Here is a 16,586-nt window from a genome sequence, read left to right on the forward strand (position 1 = left end):
CGCCTCTGGAAGGCCCCGTGGCCGAGGAACTGAGCACGCTGCGGGCGGAGCTCCTCGCCCTCGACGAGCGGGAGGCGGCCCTGCGCGCGGAGTTCGCCGGCATCGGACGGCGTCGCGGCGAGCTGTGGACGCGGAGGTCCGCCCTGCTCGGCGGGGTCCGGCAGGGCCGGGAGCTGGGCGGCCGGAGCGCTCGCGACCTGCTTCTGGTGGCCGGGGCGGGGCTGACCGGCCTCGCCGCCCTGGTCTTCACCGTGGTGAGCTGGGGAGCGCTCGGGCCGGGCGGGCGGGCCGCGGTGCTCACCGCGCTCGCCGCCGTGGCGCTGGCGCTCCCGTGGCAGCTGGCGCGGCGCGGTCTGCACGCCACCGCCGAGTCGGCGGCGGCGATCGGCCTGCTGCTGACGCTGCTCGAGTGCCATGCCCTGCTCCGCGCGTTCTCAGGGGCAGACCCCGAAGGTTTCCGCGCCGCCGGCGCGCTCGTGATCACCATGCTCTGGTCTTCGTACGCGCGCTGGGCTCCGGTGCGGCTTCCGGGTGCCGCGGCGGTGGTCGCCGCGCAGTTCCCACTGCCGCTGATCGTCGCGGCGCTGGACGGCGGAGCGCTCGCCCATGCGGGCGCGTTGCTCGGCAACTGCCTGCTGGGGCTGCTCCTGCTGCTGCGTCCGGTCCCCCCGCGCGTGCGCCGGGCCGGGATCGTCTCGGCGTCGATCTCCTTCGCCGCGGTGCTCGGCATCCTCACGCTGCACGGCCTCTACGGGACCGGCGGGGAGATCGAGGCGACGCTGAGCCTGATCCCCTTCCTACTCGCGGCCGTTGCGCTCGCGTCCTTGTGGACGACTCGGGTGCACGACCTCTTCGCGGTGGCGGGTGCGCTCGCCTGCGTTCTCGCGGTCGCCCTCCCGTTGGGGAACCTCGCCTTCCGCGACCACTTCCCAACGGCCTTCGCCATCGCCGCGCTGGCCCCTCTCACCCTGGCCGCCCTTCTGCCCGACGCTCTGCCCCGCGCCTTCGGGCTCGCCTCCCGGACCGGGGAGAACTCCTACAAGGCCATCGGGTGGATCTTCCTCTCCGCCGTCGGTGTGCTGGCGGCCTCGGACCTGATCCCCGTGCTGCTCTCCCGGTACGAGACCGCCTCGGGGTGGACGCCCGGGCTGTTCGCCGCGGTCGCCGCGGGGTTCGCGCTGGAGCGGCTGCCCGCGCCCGCAGCCGCTGCCGCAGCCGCCGCCGCTGCCGCGCTCCCTTCAGCCGCCGGCTTCGGGACGACGACCACCGCGCTGTGGTTCGCCGGGCTGTTCCTCGTGGTGCTCGCCCTGGCCTCCGGGCGCCGCGCCGCGAGCCCGGCGGAGGGCCTGCCGGTCCTGGCAGCCGCCTGGACGGCCGCCGAGCACGCCGGGCATGGACTCTCCCTTCCCGTGACGGCCGGCACCCTCCTCGCCCTGATCATCGCCTCAGCCCGGGCCCGCACGCCCCTCATCCGCGCTCTGACGGGCGCGGGGGCCGCCGTCTGGGCCGGGGTCACCGCCCACCACGCGTTCGAGGTGGTGAACTGGGACGTCCCCGTCGAAGCCCTCACCCTTCCCGTCGCTGTGGGAGCCCTCCTCCTCGGCTGGGTCTGGCGCGCCTCCTTGCCCTCCTCATGGGCGACGTACGGTCCGGGGCTCTCCTTGGCCTTCCTCCCGACGCTGTTCCTCCTCGCCGAAGACCCCGGGCTCACCCGTCCCCTCCTCCTAGGCGCGGGATCCCTGGCCGTCCTGCTCACGGGCGTGCGGCTGCGGCTTCAGGCCCCGGCCGTCATCGGCGCCCTCACCCTGGGCCTGGACGCCGCCGACACCGCGGCTCCCTACGCCGTCCGGGTCTGGGAGGCCGTCCCGCAATGGCTGCCCCTCGGAAGCGCCGGGCTGCTCCTGCTCGTCGTGGGCGCCACCTATGAGCGGCACCTCGCGCGCGCCCGGAGGCTCCGCGCCTCCCTCACCGGCATGCGCTGACGCCTCAGGACTGCCGGGGCACCGCGCGCGGCCCGGCGGGCAAAGGGCCGTGCTCCTTGCCGGTCCCGCCGCACATCCGGCACTCCTCGTCGACCCGCACCCAGCCGATCACCCCGTCGGCCTCCCGGCGCGGCATCTCCGGCCGCCACCAGCCGGTGCCGAGGCAGAACCGGCACGGCACGTCCGGCCTGTCGCACCAGGCGCACGGGTCGAGGCCGCAGCGGTCGGGCGTCACCGGCACCGTCCCGTGCCGTCGCAGACATGGCAGTTCTCGACGCTGTCGACCCAGACGACGCTGCCGTCGGCCTCACGCCGGGGCCTTTCGTAGGTGACCTTCCCGGTCCCCGCGCAGTGGCCGCACGGAGGCGGTTCGGAATCCCGGGCCAAGCGGCACACCCCCAAGGTCGCGGACGGCTCGGGTCCAGCATGACCGGCCGACCGCCCCGCGTCCACCGGCCCGGCGCACACCGTCGCCCTAAGGCCTGGGAGAATCGGTGACCGTGTACGCACTGCTGTTCTCCCAGGTCTTCCGCCGGATCGACGCCGAGCGCGTCCACCATCTGACGATGCGCGCGCTGCGCTTCGTGGACTCGGTGCCCGGACTCGCCGCGCTGCTCCGGCGCGTGCTGGGGCCGCAGGGCCCGACGGTCCGGGCCTTCGGCCTGGAGTTCCCCGGCCCGCTCGGCCTCGCCGCCGGCTTCGACAAGGACGCGGTCGCCTACGAGGCGCTCGGCGCGTTCGGCTTCAGCCATGTCGAGGTCGGCACGATCACCGGCGAGCCGCAGCCCGGCAACCCGCGCAAGCGGCTGTTCCGCCTGGTGCCCGACCGGGCGATCATCAACCGGATGGGCTTCAACAACGGCGGCGCCGCCGCGGCCGCGCCCCGGCTGCGCCGCCCGCGGCGCGCGATCGTCGGGATCAACATCGGCAAGACCAAGGTCGTGCCCGAGGCCGAGGCCGCGGCGGACTACGTGAAGTCCACCCGGCTCCTCGCCCCGCTCGCCGACTACCTCGTGGTGAACGTCAGCTCGCCCAACACGCCGGGGCTGCGCGACCTCCAGGCCGTCGGGATGCTCCGGCCGCTTCTCACCGCCGTCCAGGAGGCCAAGGGCAGCACGCCCCTCCTGGTGAAGATCGCGCCCGACCTCGCCGACGAGGACGTCGACGCCGTCGCCGACCTCGCGCTCGAACTCGGCCTCGACGGGATCATCGCCACCAACACCACGACCGGCCGCGAGGGCCTGCGGGGCGACCCGGCCATCGCCGCCGAGACCGGCGGCCTGTCGGGCGCGCCTCTCAAGGCCCGCTCCCTTGAGGTGCTGAAGCGCCTCAAGGCCCGCACCGGCGACCGGATCACCCTGGTCTCGGTCGGCGGCGTGGAGACCGCCGACGACGTCCGGGAGCGGATCGCCGCCGGCGCGACCCTGGTGCAGGGCTACACAGCGATGATCTACAACGGCCCGCTGTGGGCCTGGCGGATCAACCGGGAGCTGGCCCGCAGGCCCTGACGGCCGCGCTCACCCCGTCGCTCACCCCGTCACCTCGAAGAAGCCGTCCGCGACGAGTTCGGGCAGCACCGCGTCGGCGTGCGCCCGGACCGCGTCCTCATCGACCTCGGTGAGCTGGGCGATCGCGCCGAGCAGCGGCTCCAGTGGCAGGGAGCCGTCGCAGACCCCGGCGAGGGCAGCCTCGGTGGTGCCGACGCCCGTGGCCCGGCGCAGCCCCGACGTCTGGCGCAGCACGATCCGCTCCGGGTCCTCGGCGCCGGGCCGACCGATCTGCTCCTGCACCACGCCGTCGGCGGTCTTCAGCCGGGTGAAGGGGTGGTCGGCCGCCGCGACGGAGTCCAGGACGGACTCGACATAGGCCCCGACGGGCTGGTCCACCGCGTGCCGCAGCTCCTCCACCTTGATCGACCCGCCGCCCTCGCGCAGGGTGATCCAGCCGAAGCCGATCCCGGTGACGTGTTCGCGCTCGAAGTAGGCGAGCCAGGCGTCGTAGCGCTCCCGGTACTCGGCGGAGCCCGCCTCGCAGGAGTCGCGCAGCCACAGTTCGGCGTATTCGGCGGGGTCCTGCACGTCGCGTTGGACGACCCAGGCGTCGCAGCCGCTGATCCAGTCGGCGACGCGCTCGTCCCACGGCTCACCGTCGATGTGCAGCCAGTTGGCCAGGAGCTGGCACCAGCCGCCTTCGGTGAGGTGGTCCGGCGCCTGCTGGACGAGGCGGCGGCAGACGTCATCGCCGGCCATCCCCGACTCGCGGTAGGGGAAGCGCCCGTCCGGGGAGATCACGAAGGGCGGGTTGGAGACGATGAGGTCGTAGCGCTCGGGCACGGGCTGGAAGAGCGAGCCGAGCCTCAGTTCGGCGTCCATGCCGGACAGGTCGAGGCTGAGCCTGGCCAGCTCCAGCGCGCGCGGGTTGGTGTCGGTGGCGGTGATCCGCCGGGCGCGGTCGGCGAGCAGGAGCGCCTGCACGCCCGAGCCCGTGCCGAGGTCGAGCGCGCTGTCCACAGGCCGGTGGACGACGAGGCGGGCCAGGTTGTAGGAGGCCCCGCCGACGCCGACCACGTGGTCGGCGGCGAGCGATCCCGGCGCGTCACCGGGCCGCACCTTGAGGTCGGAGACCGCGTAACGGGTCGGGCCGGACCAGTCCAGCGGCTCCACGTGCAGCAGCGGCACCAGCAGGTCGCCGTCGCGCCCGGCGAGCCCGGTCCCGACGAGTTCGGCGACGGGCAGGTCCGCCGACACGGGCACGGGTTCCTGGACCCACAGGAGGGTGGTCAGCGCGGCCAGCGTCGAGGGATCGCCCTGGACGGCGCGCAGCGCGGGCACGATCTGGTCGCGCGCGAGCGCGGCGCCGGCCACCGGACCGAGCAGTTCGCGCACGCCGTCGACGGTGTATCCGGCCTCGTCGAAGCAGGCACGCAGAGTCTTCAGCACCCGCTCATCCTGCCGGACGCCAAGGCCTCGCGCGCGCCTAAGATCGACGGCATGGACCCGCGACGGATCATCGGCTCCCGCAGAGCCCGCGTCATCGCGGCGGTCATCGCGGTGGCCGCGGTGCTCTTCCTGGCCCCGACGGCGTGGGCGCACGCCTCCACGAGCGGCAGGATCACCGACGCGGCGGGCGCGCCCAAGGCGGATGTGGCGCTGGTGCTGGGCGCCGGGCTCGACCCGGACGGCACGCCCACCCCGTTCCTCGCCCGGCGGCTGGACCGCGCGATGGAACTCCTGGAGCAGGGCAAGGCGAAGGTGCTGCTGCTCAGCGGGGACAACAGCCGGACCGCCTACGACGAGCCCACCGCGATGCGCGACTACCTCGTCGCCCACGGCGTCCCGGCCAAGGTGATCGTGCTCGACCACGCCGGCTTCGACACCTGGGACTCCTGCGTCCGGGCACGGAAGATCTTCGGCGTGACGCGCGCGCTCGTGGTGAGCCAGTACTTCCACCTGACGCGGGCCGTGGCACTGTGTCGGCGCACCGGCATCGACGCGTACGGCGTGGGCGACAGCCCACCATGGCCGACGCCCAACTTCTACGGATATGTGCGTGAGATCCCCGCCACCCTCAAGGCGATGGGCGACGTCATCCTTCGCAGGGACCCGAGATTCCTCGGGCCCCGCGAGGATGGAGTGGATCATGCGCTCCGCGGATGACGATGGAGATCCCGCCCCGGAGGCAGGACAGCTGAGGCGAAGACAAGACTGAGCACGGCCCGCGCGAGCACGGAACGCGGCTCGGGCCGTCAACCCGCTGAGCTGTCCTTGGGCTGGTAATCCGCGTAGTCCGCGTACTTGTCGACCAACTCGTCGTCGTAGGAGTCGTCGATCTCCGCGGGCTGCGCGGGTGATACTCCCAGCTCGTCCGAAAGGCGGTCGAGGTCAGTGTGGCCGCCGTTGTACTTCAGCTGGCGAGCGACCTTAACCTGCTTGGCCTTAGCTCGGCCTCGCCCCATTGGCTCGACCCCCTTGATGGTCAGGGCTTCTACTGGCCCTATCGCTACGCTTACGCACACGCGCTGACACGTCTGAGCCGTGCGTCAGCTACGGGTACAACCGTACCCGTTTTACACGCGGCTCGGTACGTGTCCAGACGGTGGCGCCTGCCTTTGCCGTGGTGGCAGCCAGTCTAATGGGACCCGGACACCGCCCTGACCTGCGGCGACGGCCCCCCGAGCGATCATTTGACAACTCAGGGTTAGTTCAGCCAGATACCCCTCAGCCGCCCGACTTCGGACATTCTGCGCTCGGCGAGCCGGTCCGCAGCGACCGCGGGGGGAATCCCCTCCCCGTCGGCGAGGGCGAAGATCCGGCCTGTCGTGTCGAAGATCTTCTCTGCCCTGGCACGTGCGCGTTCCATGGAGAACCCGTGCACCTCGTCGGCGACCTGGATCACGCCGCCGGCGTTCACCACGTAGTCGGGCGCGTAGAGGATGTTCCGCGAGGCGAGCGCCTTCTCTATCCCGGGGTGCGCGAGCTGGTTGTTGGCGCCGCCGCACACGATCACCGCGCGCAGGACCTCCACCACGTCGTCGGTGAGCGCGTGGCCGAGCGCGCACGGCGCGTAGACGTCGATCTGCGAGGCGACCAGCGCCGCCGAGTCGGGGACGACGACGGTGCCGGGGTGCCGGGCGACGACCTTGGCGGTGGCCTCGGGGTCGATGTCGCAGATCACCAGGGCCGCGCCGTCGGCGGCCAGCAGTTCGGCGAGGCGGTGGCCGACCTTGCCGACGCCCTCGATGCCGACGGTCCGGCCGGCGAGGGTGGGCGCGCCCCAGACCCGCTCCGCGGCGGCCCGCATCCCCTGGAAGACGCCGAGGGCGGTGAGGATCGAGGAGTCCCCGGCCCCGCCGTGGGCGGTGGTGCGGCCGGTGACGAAGGAGGACTCGCGGGCGACGTGGTCCATGTCCTCGCTGTAGGTGCCGACGTCGCAGGCGGTGACGTACCTGCCGCCGAGGCTCTGGACGAACCGGCCGTAGGCGCGTAGCAGGGCCTCGCTCTTGTCCGTCCGGGGGTCGCCGATGATGACGGCCTTGCCTCCGCCGTGGTCGAGGCCCGCCATCGCGTTCTTGTAGGTCATGCCGCGCGACAGGTCCAGGACGTCGGCGAGGGCCGCCTCTTCGGAGGCGTAGGGGAAGAACCGGGTGCCGCCGAGCGCCGGGCCGAGCGCGGTGGAGTGGATCGCGATGATCGCGCGCAGGCCGCTCGCCTCATCGGCGCAGAAGACGACCTGTTCGTGCCCCTGGAAAACGGTCACGGGATCAGCCTAAGACCGTGCGGGGAGTCCCCGGACCATGGAGACCCCGCGAATCCCCTCCGGCAACGGGGACCTGACGCCCCAGCTATCACCACAGAGAGCCACTAAGCGCCTCAGAGCTGCCATCTCCGGCGTTTCGCGACCAAGCCCATGATCCATGACCGACCGCCCAGAGGGAGCGCCGCAGCACGCTTTTCGGGGCCGGACAGGCCCGGAAACGGCGCCACCCGCCGATCACGGGCGTTGTCCGCGTTCCGGTCGGCACCGATCCCGAGCCGACAAGAAGGGCAAAGTATCGGTAAAAACCCCTGCTCAGCGCGTCATCGCCGAGGTCCGGTGACCGTTCGCAACGACCGGGTCGGGACAAACTCCCGCAGAAAGTTCTCGATTCCACACGCCATGGCACCATACGTGTCGCTAGAATCACTCAGCGTAACCCAGTCACCACGAACACGCAGATTTGAGCCGGGGGCTTGCTTACTGCGGTGAGTGATGGCAAGGTTACACCTTGTGATGTCATAGTGGCTCGTTCCGGGCCATAGGGGACATCGGTAACCCGCGCGAAAACCAGATCGCAGGATCGGCTGCCAGACGGTCCACGGAGGAGAGGCCGCACCATGTCAGCACGTACACCAGAGGCAGAGCCCTTGCTGACCCCGGCAGAGGTGGCGACGATGTTCCGGGTCGACCCCAAGACGGTCACGCGGTGGGCGAAGGCCGGCAAGCTGACGTCCATCCGAACCCTGGGTGGGCACCGGCGTTACCGCGAAGCCGAGGTCCGCGCGCTGCTTGCGGGCATTCCGCAGCAGCGCTCGGAGTAGGACGTCAGCCGCCGGGCCATCGAACCGATGGTCCACCGGACAGGCCGTCGAGCAACCCCCAGGGGTCTCGGCGGCCTGCTCGTCTCAGCCCGCGCGGCGCTGCTCGGCCAGCCGGGCCAGGGCCTCGGCCAGTTCCGGATCCGACTCGGCGGCCTTCGCCAGCGTGACGACGATCTGGTCGACCAGAAGTGCCTCGACCCGTGACCGGGAGAGGTCGCGGTGCTCCAGCCAGTCCAGCGCGGCGGTCTCCACGGCGGTCATCCACATCCGCAGCGTGACGCGCAGGACGGGACCCGGCTCGCCGTCGGAGATCTCGCGGCTGATCCGGCCGAGGAGCAGCGCGCGGGTGCCCTCGACGATCGCGTTCACCTCGCCGGAACCCGACGCCGCCCCGCCGCGCACCATCGCGAGATAACCCGTGGCGTGGTCCTCGACGAACCGGAAGTAGCGGCTCAGGGAAAGGGCGAGCCGCTCCAGCGGCGTGCCCTCGGTCGGCGCCTCGAGAAGGTCGCCGAGCTGCTTGGCCGCGCTGCGCAGAGCCGCGAGGTAGAGCTCCTGCTTTCCGCCGAAATAGTGGTAGACGAGCGCCCGTGACGCACCCGCGGCGGCCGCCACGTCGTCGATGGAGATCTCTTCTGGGGGCCGGCGGCTGAAGAGGTCGAGCGCCGCCTCGATCAGCTCGTCCCTGCGCGCGTCGACGCTCAACCGCCGACGGGTCCTTCTCTCCGTACCCGCGTCCGACGCCGCCTGCTCTGCCACCATGGCAGCGTATCCGAGCCCGGGAGGCCCCTTCTCCCGCACGCCCTCCGGTGGGAAGGGCATTTTCGGACACCCGATCACGACCGTATAAACATACCCGTTACACGCGGTTACGGGGTCGCTTGGCGCAGCGCGGGGGCAGCATGGCATCTTCTTCTGTGTGAAGTAACTGCGATGGCGGCAGGCCCTGCTTTTCTCCCCCCGACAGGAGAGCCATGTCAGCTGAAGAAAACGCCCCGCGGCCCGATCCCAGCGTGCCCCGGCAGGCGTCGAGCAAGCCGACGATCCGCAATGTCGCCGAGCGCGCGGGCGTCTCCAAATCGCTGGTCTCCCTCGTCATGCGCGGATCACCCCACGTGAGCGAACGGCGTCGGCAGGCCGTGCTGAAGGCCGCCCGGGAACTCGGCTACCGGCCGAACGCCGTCGCGCGGAGCCTCGTGGAGGGGCGCACCCGCCTCATCGGCGCCCTCGTCGCCGACCTCCACAACCCGTTCTTCGCCGAGACCCTGGACGGCCTCCAGGAGAGCCTGCACGGAGAGGGCCTGCGGATGCTCGTCGGCTCCGGCCGCTGGGACCCGCTGTTCGAGGCCGAGGCCGTCGAGGCGTTCCTGGAGATGCGCGTGGACGGCCTGGTGCTGCTCAGCGTCGTGCCCGACTCCCTCAAGGAGGCCGCGGCGTCGGTCCCGGTCGTGGTCGTCGGTGAGCGCGACGTCGAGGGCGTGGACATCGTCGTGGACGACGACGAACTGGGCGCCAGCCTCGCCGTCGACCATCTCGTCGGCCACGGACACCGCAGGATCGCGCACATCGAAGGCTCCCCGTCCGGCACCGCGCGCTACCGGAGGGCAGGCTACGAGGCGGCGATGGCCCGGCACGGGCTCGCCGACCACATCGTGGTCGAGGCCGGCGACTTCACCGAGGACGGCGGCCACCGCGCGGCCCGCGCGCTGCTGGACCGGCCGGAAAGACCGACCGCGATCTTCTGCCCGAACGACCTCGTCGCCACCGGCGCCCTCTCGGCGGCCGACGAACTGGGTCTGCGGGTGCCCGAGGACGTCTCGATCGTGGGCTATGACAACACCCACCTCGCGGCGATCCGGCACATCTCGCTGACCAGCGTCGACCAGCCCCGCCGGGACATGGGCCGGGTGGCCGCCTCGCTGCTGTGCTCGCGGATCGAGGACGCCGCCCGCCCGGTCCGCCAGGAGCTGGTGATGCCGCATCTCGTGGTGCGGTCGACGACGGGCCCCGCACCGCTGTGAGCGGCCCGGTCCCGAGCCGTCCAGCGAGGTGGAGATCTTTCCGGGCCGGAGTAAGGGACTGCCCAACTCTGGCTTGAAGGGCTGGCCTCCCGCCTGGGGCCCCCGTTTGATGGGTGCCGTTCGGCAGGAACGTCCAGGGGGGTACATCCGTGCGTGATCCGGAGTTGGTTTCCTGCGCCCAGCGCGCCGCGAGTGAGCTGGAGCGGGCCTGGCAGCAGTGGCGGCACGCCCGGGGCATGGTCGAGAGCCCTGCCCCCGAGTCGGTCGCGAGCTATGTCGCCCACTCGATCGACCATCCGTGGGGCAGGCCCCGGGTGGTGCTCGGGCTGGACGCCGAGGAGGCCAGGGCGCTCGCGGCACTGCTGGGGCGGGAGGAAGCCGTGGTGTGACCACATGCGGAGGGGTGTTCGTGGGACCGGCCACCCCTCCGCCGCCGTTTCCCCATAGACTGGGTCGGTTCATAACGAACCGATCACGGGGAGTCGATCTTGGTTACGGGACGCAGGGCACTGGCCGTCCTCGGCGCGGCCGCGATCTGCCTCACCGCCTGCGGAAGCGGCGACGAGAAGGGCTCCGCGCCCGCCGAGCCGCCCACCGTCAACGGGCAGGCCACCGAGGATCCGGGGCAGGGGCGCGCGGCGCATCCGGTCGACGGCCAGACGATCGTGCTGGACCCGGGCCACAACGGCGGGCCGGTCAAGGGCACGCAGGTCTTCGTGGGCAACGGCTACAAGTCGTGCGACACCTCGGGCACGTCCACCAAGGCCGGCTACACCGAGCACGCGTTCACCTGGGACGTGGCCAACCGCGCCCAGAAGGTGCTGGAGAAGCGCGGCGCGAAGGTCTACCTGACGCGCAAGAACGACACGGGTTCCGGCCCCTGCGTGGACGAGCGCGCGAAGTTCGGCAACGCCAAGAAGGCGGGCGCGGTGATCTCCATCCACGCCGACGGCGCCACGACGAGCGGGCACGGCTTCCATATCATCGCGCCCAAGCCCGTCCCCGGCTACAACGACGGGATCGTCAAGCCGTCGCTGCGGCTGGCCAAGGACATCAGGGCGTCGTACAAGAAGGGCACCGGCATGCCCTTCGCCACCTACCTGGGCGACGGCAAGGGCCTCACGATCCGCGACGACCTGGGCGGACTCAACCTGTCGACCGTGCCGAAGATCTTCATCGAGACCGGCAACATGCAGAACAAGGGCGACGCCGCCAAACTGAGCGACCCGAAGTTCCGGCAGAAGATCGCGGTGTCCCTCGCCGACGGCCTGGACTCCTTCTTCAAGAACTGAGGAAGGAGCGAGCCCGCCCGGGTTCTACCGGGCGGGAGCCTGCTGGACGGGCGGAAGCGGGTCAGACCAGGACGGCGCGGCCGGAGCCCTCGGTGATCTCGCCGAGCACCCACGCGGGCAGCCCGCGCTCGGCGCACAGGGCCAGGGCGGTGTCCGCGGCGTCGGCCGGGACGATCGCGGCCATGCCGACGCCGAGGTTGAAGGTCCTGTCCATGTCGGCCTGCTCGACCTTGCCGTGGGCCGCGAGGATCTGGAAGATCGGCGGCACCGTCCAGGAGTCGCGGCGCAGGACCGCGTCGACCCCGGACGGCAGGGACCGGGCGAGATTGGCGGCGAGGCCGCCGCCGGTGATGTGCGCGAACGCGTGGACCAGCCCGGCGCGGGCCAGCGCGAGGCAGTCGAGGGCGTAGATCCGGGTCGGGGTGAGCAGTTCCTCCCCGACGGTCCCGGACAGATCCGCGGGCGCGTCCGCCAGCGACAGCGGCGATTCGCGCAGGATGTGGCGGACCAGGCTGTAGCCGTTGGAGTGGATGCCCGAGGAGGCCAGGCCCAGCACGACGTCGCCGGCCGCGACCCGCTCCTGGCCGAGGATCTCGTCGGCCTCCACGACGCCGGTGGCGGCGCCCGCGACGTCGAACTCGTCCGGCTCCAGCAGGCCGGGGTGCTCGGCGGTCTCGCCGCCGACCAGCGCGGTGCCGGCCAGGACGCAGGCGTCGGCGATGCCCCCGACGATGTCGGCGATCCGCTCGGGGACGACCTTGCCGCAGGCGATGTAGTCGGTCATGAACAGCGGCTCGGCCCCGCAGACCGCGAGGTCGTCGACGACCATGCCGACGAGGTCGTGGCCGATGGTGTCGTACCTGCCGAGGCGGCGGGCGAGGTCGACCTTGGTGCCGACGCCGTCGGTGGAGGTCGCCAGGAGCGGCCTGCGGTACTTCAGCAGCGCCGAGACGTCGAAAAGGCCCGCGAAGCCGCTGGCGTCCTCGACGCACTCGGGGCGGCGCGAGCGCGCCACCCTGGACTTCATCAGCTCGACGGCGCGCTCGCCGGCGGCGATGTCGACTCCGGCGGCCTCGTACGTGCTCATGAATCGCTTTCCTTCGTGCGGAAGCGCGAACGCGCCTGTCTGGCGCGTCCGCGGTGCGGACGCCTCGGGCGGCTGCCCTCCGGCGGCTACGGCGTGACGGTCTCCAGGACGTGCTTGCCCCGGGCGGACTCCTCGACCGGGATCGGGTAGACCCCGTCGAAGCACGCCCGGCACAGCCGGTCCTTGGGCTGCTCGGTCGCCTGGACCAGGCCGTCGAGGGAGATGTACCCCAGGGAGTCGGCGCCCAGCGAGGCGCGCACCTCCTCGACGTTGAGGTTTCCGGCGATCAGCTCGGCGCGGGTGGCGAAGTCGATGCCGTAGAAGCAGGGCCAGCGCACCGGCGGGCTGGAGATCCGGACGTGGACCTCGGCGGCGCCTGCCTCGCGCAGCATGCGGACGATGGCGCGCTGGGTGTTGCCGCGCACGATCGAGTCGTCGACGACGACCAGGCGCTTGCCCTCGATCGCCTCGCGCAGCGGGTTCAGCTTGAGCCGGATGCCGAGCTGCCGGATGGTCTGCGACGGCTGGATGAAGGTGCGGCCGACGTAGGAGTTCTTGACGAAGCCCTGGCCGTAGGGGATGCCGGAGGCCTCGGCGTAGCCGATCGCGGCGGGCGTTCCGGACTCGGGCGTGGGGATCACCAGGTCGGCCTCGACCGGGTGCTCCTTGGCCAGCAGTCGGCCGACCTCGACGCGGGTGGCCTGCACCGAGCGGCCGGCGATGGAGGTGTCGGGGCGGGCGACGTAGACGTACTCGAAGACGCAGCCCTTGGGGCGGGGCTCGGCGAACCGCTCCGAGCGCAGGCCGTCGGCGTCGATCGCGATGATCTCGCCGGGCTCGACCTCGCGGACGAACTGGGCGCCGATGATGTCCAGTCCCGCGGTCTCCGACGCGACGGCCCAGCCGCGCTCCAGGCGGCCCAGGACGAGCGGGCGGATGCCCTCGGGGTCGCGGGCGGCGTACAGGGTCTGCTCGTCCATGAAGACGAGGGAGAAGGCGCCGCGGGTGTGCGGGAGGATCTCGTGCGCGGCGGCCAGCGGACCGCCCTCACGGGTGGCCAGGAGGGCGGTGAGGACCTCGGTGTCGGTGGTGGCGGTGAGCTCGCCGGGGGCGAGGCGGGCGGCCAGCTCCGGGGTGTTGATCAGGTTGCCGTTGTGGGCGAGGGCCAGCGAGCCGCCGTCGGTGGAGCGGAAGGTCGGCTGGGCGTTCTCCCAGGTGGGCGAGCCCGTGGTCGAGTAGCGGCAGTGCCCCAGCGCCATGTGGCCGCGCAGGGTCGACAGGACGGACTCGTCGAAGACCTGGGAGACCAGGCCCATGTCCTTGAAGACGACGATGCGGGCGCCGTCGCTGACGGCGATGCCCGCGGACTCCTGGCCCCGGTGCTGGAGGGCGTACAGGCCGTAGTAGGCGAGCTTGCTGACCTCCGCGGTGGCGGCGGCGTCCGGCGGCACCCAGACGCCGAAGACGCCGCAGGCGTCCTGCGGTCCCTTATCGGAGGGGTTCAGTTCATGACTGAGACGTCCATCGGCACGGCGCGACATGACAGCCAGTTTAGGGTCTGTGAGCTGATGCTTTTAAGCGACCCTTGCCCGTGCGTTCCCCGGACCGGACCCGGTAGGGGGAACGCTGTGCATCATGACGTCGCCCGGCCCCCGCAGCTCGGCCGGGGCCTCGCCGCGCGGCCCCGGACTCACCGCCCTCCTGCTGGGCGTCCTCGGGCTGCTGACCTTCTGGATGTGCGGGCTCGGCATGCTGCTCGCGGTCGCGGGGATCTGGTGCGGCGCCCTCGCGGTGACCCGCGGCAGGGGCCGGGGTTTCGGCTATGCCGGAATCGCAGTGAGCGTGCTCGCCCTGGCGGTGGCGGGCGCGGCGTTGGTGTGGTTCGGCCGCCAGGCCGCCGAGTGCAGCGGCCGCTACCAGACGCCCTTCGACCGCTCGGCCTGCCTGGACGCCAGGTTCCCGCTGCTCAAGGCCCATCAGGAGTGACGAGCGGCAGGAGCTCGGACAGGTCGGCGCGGGTCCCGGTGGCGCGCACCCGCCCGTCGGTGACGGCCTCGGCCCAGGCGGTGGTGCCCGCGGCGAGGCCGACGAACGTCCGGGCGTCGGTCTCGACGACGTTCGGCGGGGTGCCCCGGGTGTGCCGGGTGCCTTCGACGCACTGGACCGCCGCGTAGGGCGGAATCCGTACTTCGACGGATTTACCAGGCGCTTTCTTGGTCAAAAGGGAGAGAAGGTACTTCACCGCCGCCTTCTCCACCTTGCGCTCGGGGACTTCGCCCGACCCGTACGCCGAGAGCGCCTGCGCCAGCGCGTCCTGACCCTCGATACTCCCCCCATTCACGCGGACGACGTTACACGCGGCCGCTCGGACCGGTAGAAATATGCCGGTTAGGTCGATCTTTCGAGGTGTTGACGATGTCCGACGTCCTACCGCTCCAACCCGGCGACCCCGGTCGGCTCGGTGACCACGTTCTGGAAGGCCGCCTCGGTGAGGGCCGCCGGGGCGTGGTCTTCCGCGGTGTCGCCGACGGCCCGCCCGTCGCGGTCAAGCTGCTGCACACCAGGCTCGGCGGTGACGGCGGCGCGCGGGCGGAGTTCCTGCGCGAGGCCCTGGCCGCGCGCGAGATCGCGGGCACCCGGGTGTCCCGCCCGCTCAGCGCCGACGTGGCGGGCGACTGGCCGTACGTGGTGAGCGAACTCGTCTCCGGGCCGTCGCTCCAGCAGATGATCGTCTCGACCGGCCGGGGGGACCGGGCGACCGTCGAGCGGCTGGCCGTCGGCATCGCCCTGGGTCTGGCCTCCCTGCACAAGGCGGGGGTCGCGCACCTGGACCTCAAGCCGTCCAACGTGATCATCACTTCGGACGGGCCCGTGCTCACCGACATCGGCGTCACCCGCGCGCTGGCCGCGGGCGGGGTCCCGGCCGACCCCGGCATCCCCTCCTACCAGGCACCGGAGCAGCTCACGGGCGCGGGCGTCGGGCCGGGCACCGACCTGTGGGCGTGGGGCGCGGTGATCGCCGCCGCCGCGTCCGGAAAGCCCCCCTTCGGGGAGGACAGGGCCGACACCGTCGCCGCCCGCGTCACCTCCTCCGAGCCCGAACTGCACAAGCTCCCCGACTCCGTCCGCGACCTCGTGATCATGGCGCTGAGCAAGGACCCGTTCCGGCGCCCGACCGCCGAGACCGTCCTGCAGACCCTGCTGCGGCGCGGCCTCGAACTGCCCCCGGCCCAGCAGGCCGAGGCCGAGGCGCTGCTCGCCGCGCCGGTGCCCGCCGACCCTTGGTCGTCCCTGCCGCCCGCCCGGCCCTCCACCGACGTGCGGACCGCCACCGGCTCCTTCGCCGCGATCCCCGCCGCCGGCCCCCCGGAGCCACCCCCGCCCCCACCCCCGCCCCCGCCGATCCCGTCGGCCGACCTCGACGACCCGTTCGCCGGGCCGTATCTGCCGCCCGCGCCGGCCCGCTCGGACTGGCCCGAGCCCGCTCCCGCCGCGCCCGAGCCCGAACCCGTCCCCGCGCAGCCGCAGGCCGCCACCGCCCTGTGGGAGCGCCCGCCCGCGTCCCCGCCCGCCTCCGGCACGGGCATCCCCGCGCCGGCGCGCGCGGCGGTCGCCCTCTTCGACGGCGGACCCAGCAAGAAGGTCGGCGCGCTGGCCCTGGCCGCGGTCGTCGGCATCGTGGTGCTCACCCTCGCCCTCGCCTCCAACGGCGACGACGAGAAGCCCGAGACCGAAGCGGGCCCGCCTGTCGCCACCGCCCCCTCCGCCGCGTTCTCGGGGACGTGGGAGGGCATGGCCACCAACCAGTCGGGCGCCAAGTTCAGCATCCGCGTCACCTTCGACGGCGAAGGCCGTGCCACCGCGAAACTCGGCGTGGGCGGCTGCGTGGGCAAGCTCACCAAGACCGGCGGTGAAGGCGCGGCCCTGAACATGGCGTTCAAGCGGACGGCCGGACAGTGCACCCCCGGCACTGTCACCATGACCGACAAGGGCGACGGCGGCCTTCAGTACCTCTGGGAGATGAAGCCGGGCAGCCAGCGCCGCTACGAGGCCCTGCTCAAGCGCCCATGATCTGCCAGTTCGTGACCGTCACGTGATGTTTGGGTTTACCCTTTGCGGGATCGGCC

17 protein-coding genes are annotated in these 16,586 nt (G+C 72.3%); 9 read left to right on the forward strand and 8 right to left on the reverse strand.

From position 1 onward, the window contains the following. The first annotated feature begins 17 nt into the window (after positions 1–17). Positions 18–1,982 (forward strand): SCO7613 C-terminal domain-containing membrane protein, encoded by a 1,965-nt coding sequence (locus tag ACYVOM_RS09420; RefSeq protein ID WP_460302865.1) that lies wholly within the window; start codon positions 18–20, stop codon positions 1,980–1,982. Between the two features lie 4 nt (positions 1,983–1,986). Here the strand turns inward: ACYVOM_RS09420 and ACYVOM_RS09425 are convergent, their stop codons facing one another. Continuing rightward, positions 1,987–2,217: a hypothetical protein gene (locus ACYVOM_RS09425; protein WP_460302866.1), complete on the reverse strand. Its 231-nt coding sequence runs from the start codon at positions 2,215–2,217 to the stop codon at positions 1,987–1,989. Between the two features lie 265 nt (positions 2,218–2,482). On the opposite strand from ACYVOM_RS09425, the gene ACYVOM_RS09430 reads away from it, so the two are divergent. After that, complete coding sequence (locus ACYVOM_RS09430) at positions 2,483–3,490, forward strand: quinone-dependent dihydroorotate dehydrogenase (protein ID WP_460303002.1); 1,008 nt, start codon at positions 2,483–2,485, stop codon at positions 3,488–3,490. Between the two features lie 21 nt (positions 3,491–3,511). Here the strand turns inward: ACYVOM_RS09430 and ACYVOM_RS09435 are convergent, their stop codons facing one another. Then, positions 3,512–4,921, reverse strand: coding sequence for a DUF7059 domain-containing protein (locus tag ACYVOM_RS09435; RefSeq protein WP_460302867.1), 1,410 nt, complete (start codon positions 4,919–4,921; stop codon positions 3,512–3,514). Between the two features lie 51 nt (positions 4,922–4,972). Here ACYVOM_RS09435 and ACYVOM_RS09440 point away from each other — a divergent pair, with 51 nt between their 5' ends. Beyond that, positions 4,973–5,638 (forward strand): SanA/YdcF family protein, encoded by a 666-nt coding sequence (locus ACYVOM_RS09440; protein ID WP_460302868.1) that lies wholly within the window; start codon positions 4,973–4,975, stop codon positions 5,636–5,638. Between the two features lie 89 nt (positions 5,639–5,727). Here ACYVOM_RS09440 and ACYVOM_RS09445 read toward each other — a convergent pair whose 3' ends face one another. Next, positions 5,728–5,937: a DUF3073 domain-containing protein gene (locus ACYVOM_RS09445; RefSeq protein ID WP_460302869.1), complete on the reverse strand. Its 210-nt coding sequence runs from the start codon at positions 5,935–5,937 to the stop codon at positions 5,728–5,730. Positions 5,938–6,179: 242 nt separating this feature from the next. Beyond that, positions 6,180–7,238, reverse strand: a complete 1,059-nt coding sequence (locus ACYVOM_RS09450) for a Glu/Leu/Phe/Val family dehydrogenase (protein WP_460302870.1) — start codon at positions 7,236–7,238, stop codon at positions 6,180–6,182. A gap of 617 nt (positions 7,239–7,855) precedes the next feature. Here ACYVOM_RS09450 and bldC point away from each other — a divergent pair. Beyond that, positions 7,856–8,059, forward strand: coding sequence for a developmental transcriptional regulator BldC (bldC, locus tag ACYVOM_RS09455; RefSeq protein ID WP_012850682.1), 204 nt, complete (start codon positions 7,856–7,858; stop codon positions 8,057–8,059). Between the two features lie 84 nt (positions 8,060–8,143). Here the strand turns inward: bldC and ACYVOM_RS09460 are convergent, their stop codons facing one another. After that, positions 8,144–8,764, reverse strand: a complete 621-nt coding sequence (locus ACYVOM_RS09460) for a TetR/AcrR family transcriptional regulator (RefSeq protein WP_460302871.1) — start codon at positions 8,762–8,764, stop codon at positions 8,144–8,146. A gap of 269 nt (positions 8,765–9,033) precedes the next feature. On the opposite strand from ACYVOM_RS09460, the gene ACYVOM_RS09465 reads away from it, so the two are divergent. The 3 genes from ACYVOM_RS09465 (at position 9,034) to ACYVOM_RS09475 (ending at position 11,372) form a co-directional block, all read left to right on the forward strand. After that, positions 9,034–10,080 (forward strand): LacI family DNA-binding transcriptional regulator, encoded by a 1,047-nt coding sequence (locus ACYVOM_RS09465; RefSeq protein WP_460302872.1) that lies wholly within the window; start codon positions 9,034–9,036, stop codon positions 10,078–10,080. A 149-nt stretch (positions 10,081–10,229) separates the two neighbouring features. After that, the gene (locus ACYVOM_RS09470) at positions 10,230–10,469 is read left to right on the forward strand and encodes a hypothetical protein (RefSeq protein ID WP_460302873.1); all 240 of its coding nucleotides are present in this window, start codon (positions 10,230–10,232) and stop codon (positions 10,467–10,469) included. 99 nt (positions 10,470–10,568) lie between these two features. Next, complete coding sequence (locus ACYVOM_RS09475) at positions 10,569–11,372, forward strand: N-acetylmuramoyl-L-alanine amidase (protein WP_460302874.1); 804 nt, start codon at positions 10,569–10,571, stop codon at positions 11,370–11,372. Positions 11,373–11,433: 61 nt separating this feature from the next. Here the strand turns inward: ACYVOM_RS09475 and purM are convergent, their stop codons facing one another. Further along, positions 11,434–12,459: a phosphoribosylformylglycinamidine cyclo-ligase gene (gene purM / locus ACYVOM_RS09480; protein ID WP_460302875.1), complete on the reverse strand. Its 1,026-nt coding sequence runs from the start codon at positions 12,457–12,459 to the stop codon at positions 11,434–11,436. An 86-nt stretch (positions 12,460–12,545) separates the two neighbouring features. Next, entirely contained in the window at positions 12,546–14,000 is a 1,455-nt protein-coding gene (gene purF, locus ACYVOM_RS09485) for an amidophosphoribosyltransferase (RefSeq protein ID WP_460302876.1), read from the reverse strand. 94 nt (positions 14,001–14,094) lie between these two features. Between purF and ACYVOM_RS09490 the strand changes: the two genes are divergently transcribed. Further along, positions 14,095–14,445, forward strand: a complete 351-nt coding sequence (locus tag ACYVOM_RS09490) for a hypothetical protein (protein ID WP_460302877.1) — start codon at positions 14,095–14,097, stop codon at positions 14,443–14,445. Here ACYVOM_RS09490 and ACYVOM_RS09495 read toward each other — a convergent pair. Continuing rightward, positions 14,426–14,800 (reverse strand): sterol carrier family protein, encoded by a 375-nt coding sequence (locus tag ACYVOM_RS09495; protein ID WP_460302878.1) that lies wholly within the window; start codon positions 14,798–14,800, stop codon positions 14,426–14,428. The genes ACYVOM_RS09490 and ACYVOM_RS09495 overlap by 20 nt on opposite strands. Before the next feature lie 74 nt (positions 14,801–14,874). Here ACYVOM_RS09495 and ACYVOM_RS09500 point away from each other — a divergent pair, with 74 nt between their 5' ends. Next, positions 14,875–16,530 (forward strand): serine/threonine protein kinase, encoded by a 1,656-nt coding sequence (locus ACYVOM_RS09500; protein WP_460302879.1) that lies wholly within the window; start codon positions 14,875–14,877, stop codon positions 16,528–16,530. The last annotated feature ends 56 nt before the right edge of the window (positions 16,531–16,586 follow it).

It is taken from the genome of Actinocorallia aurea (assembly GCF_054783995.1).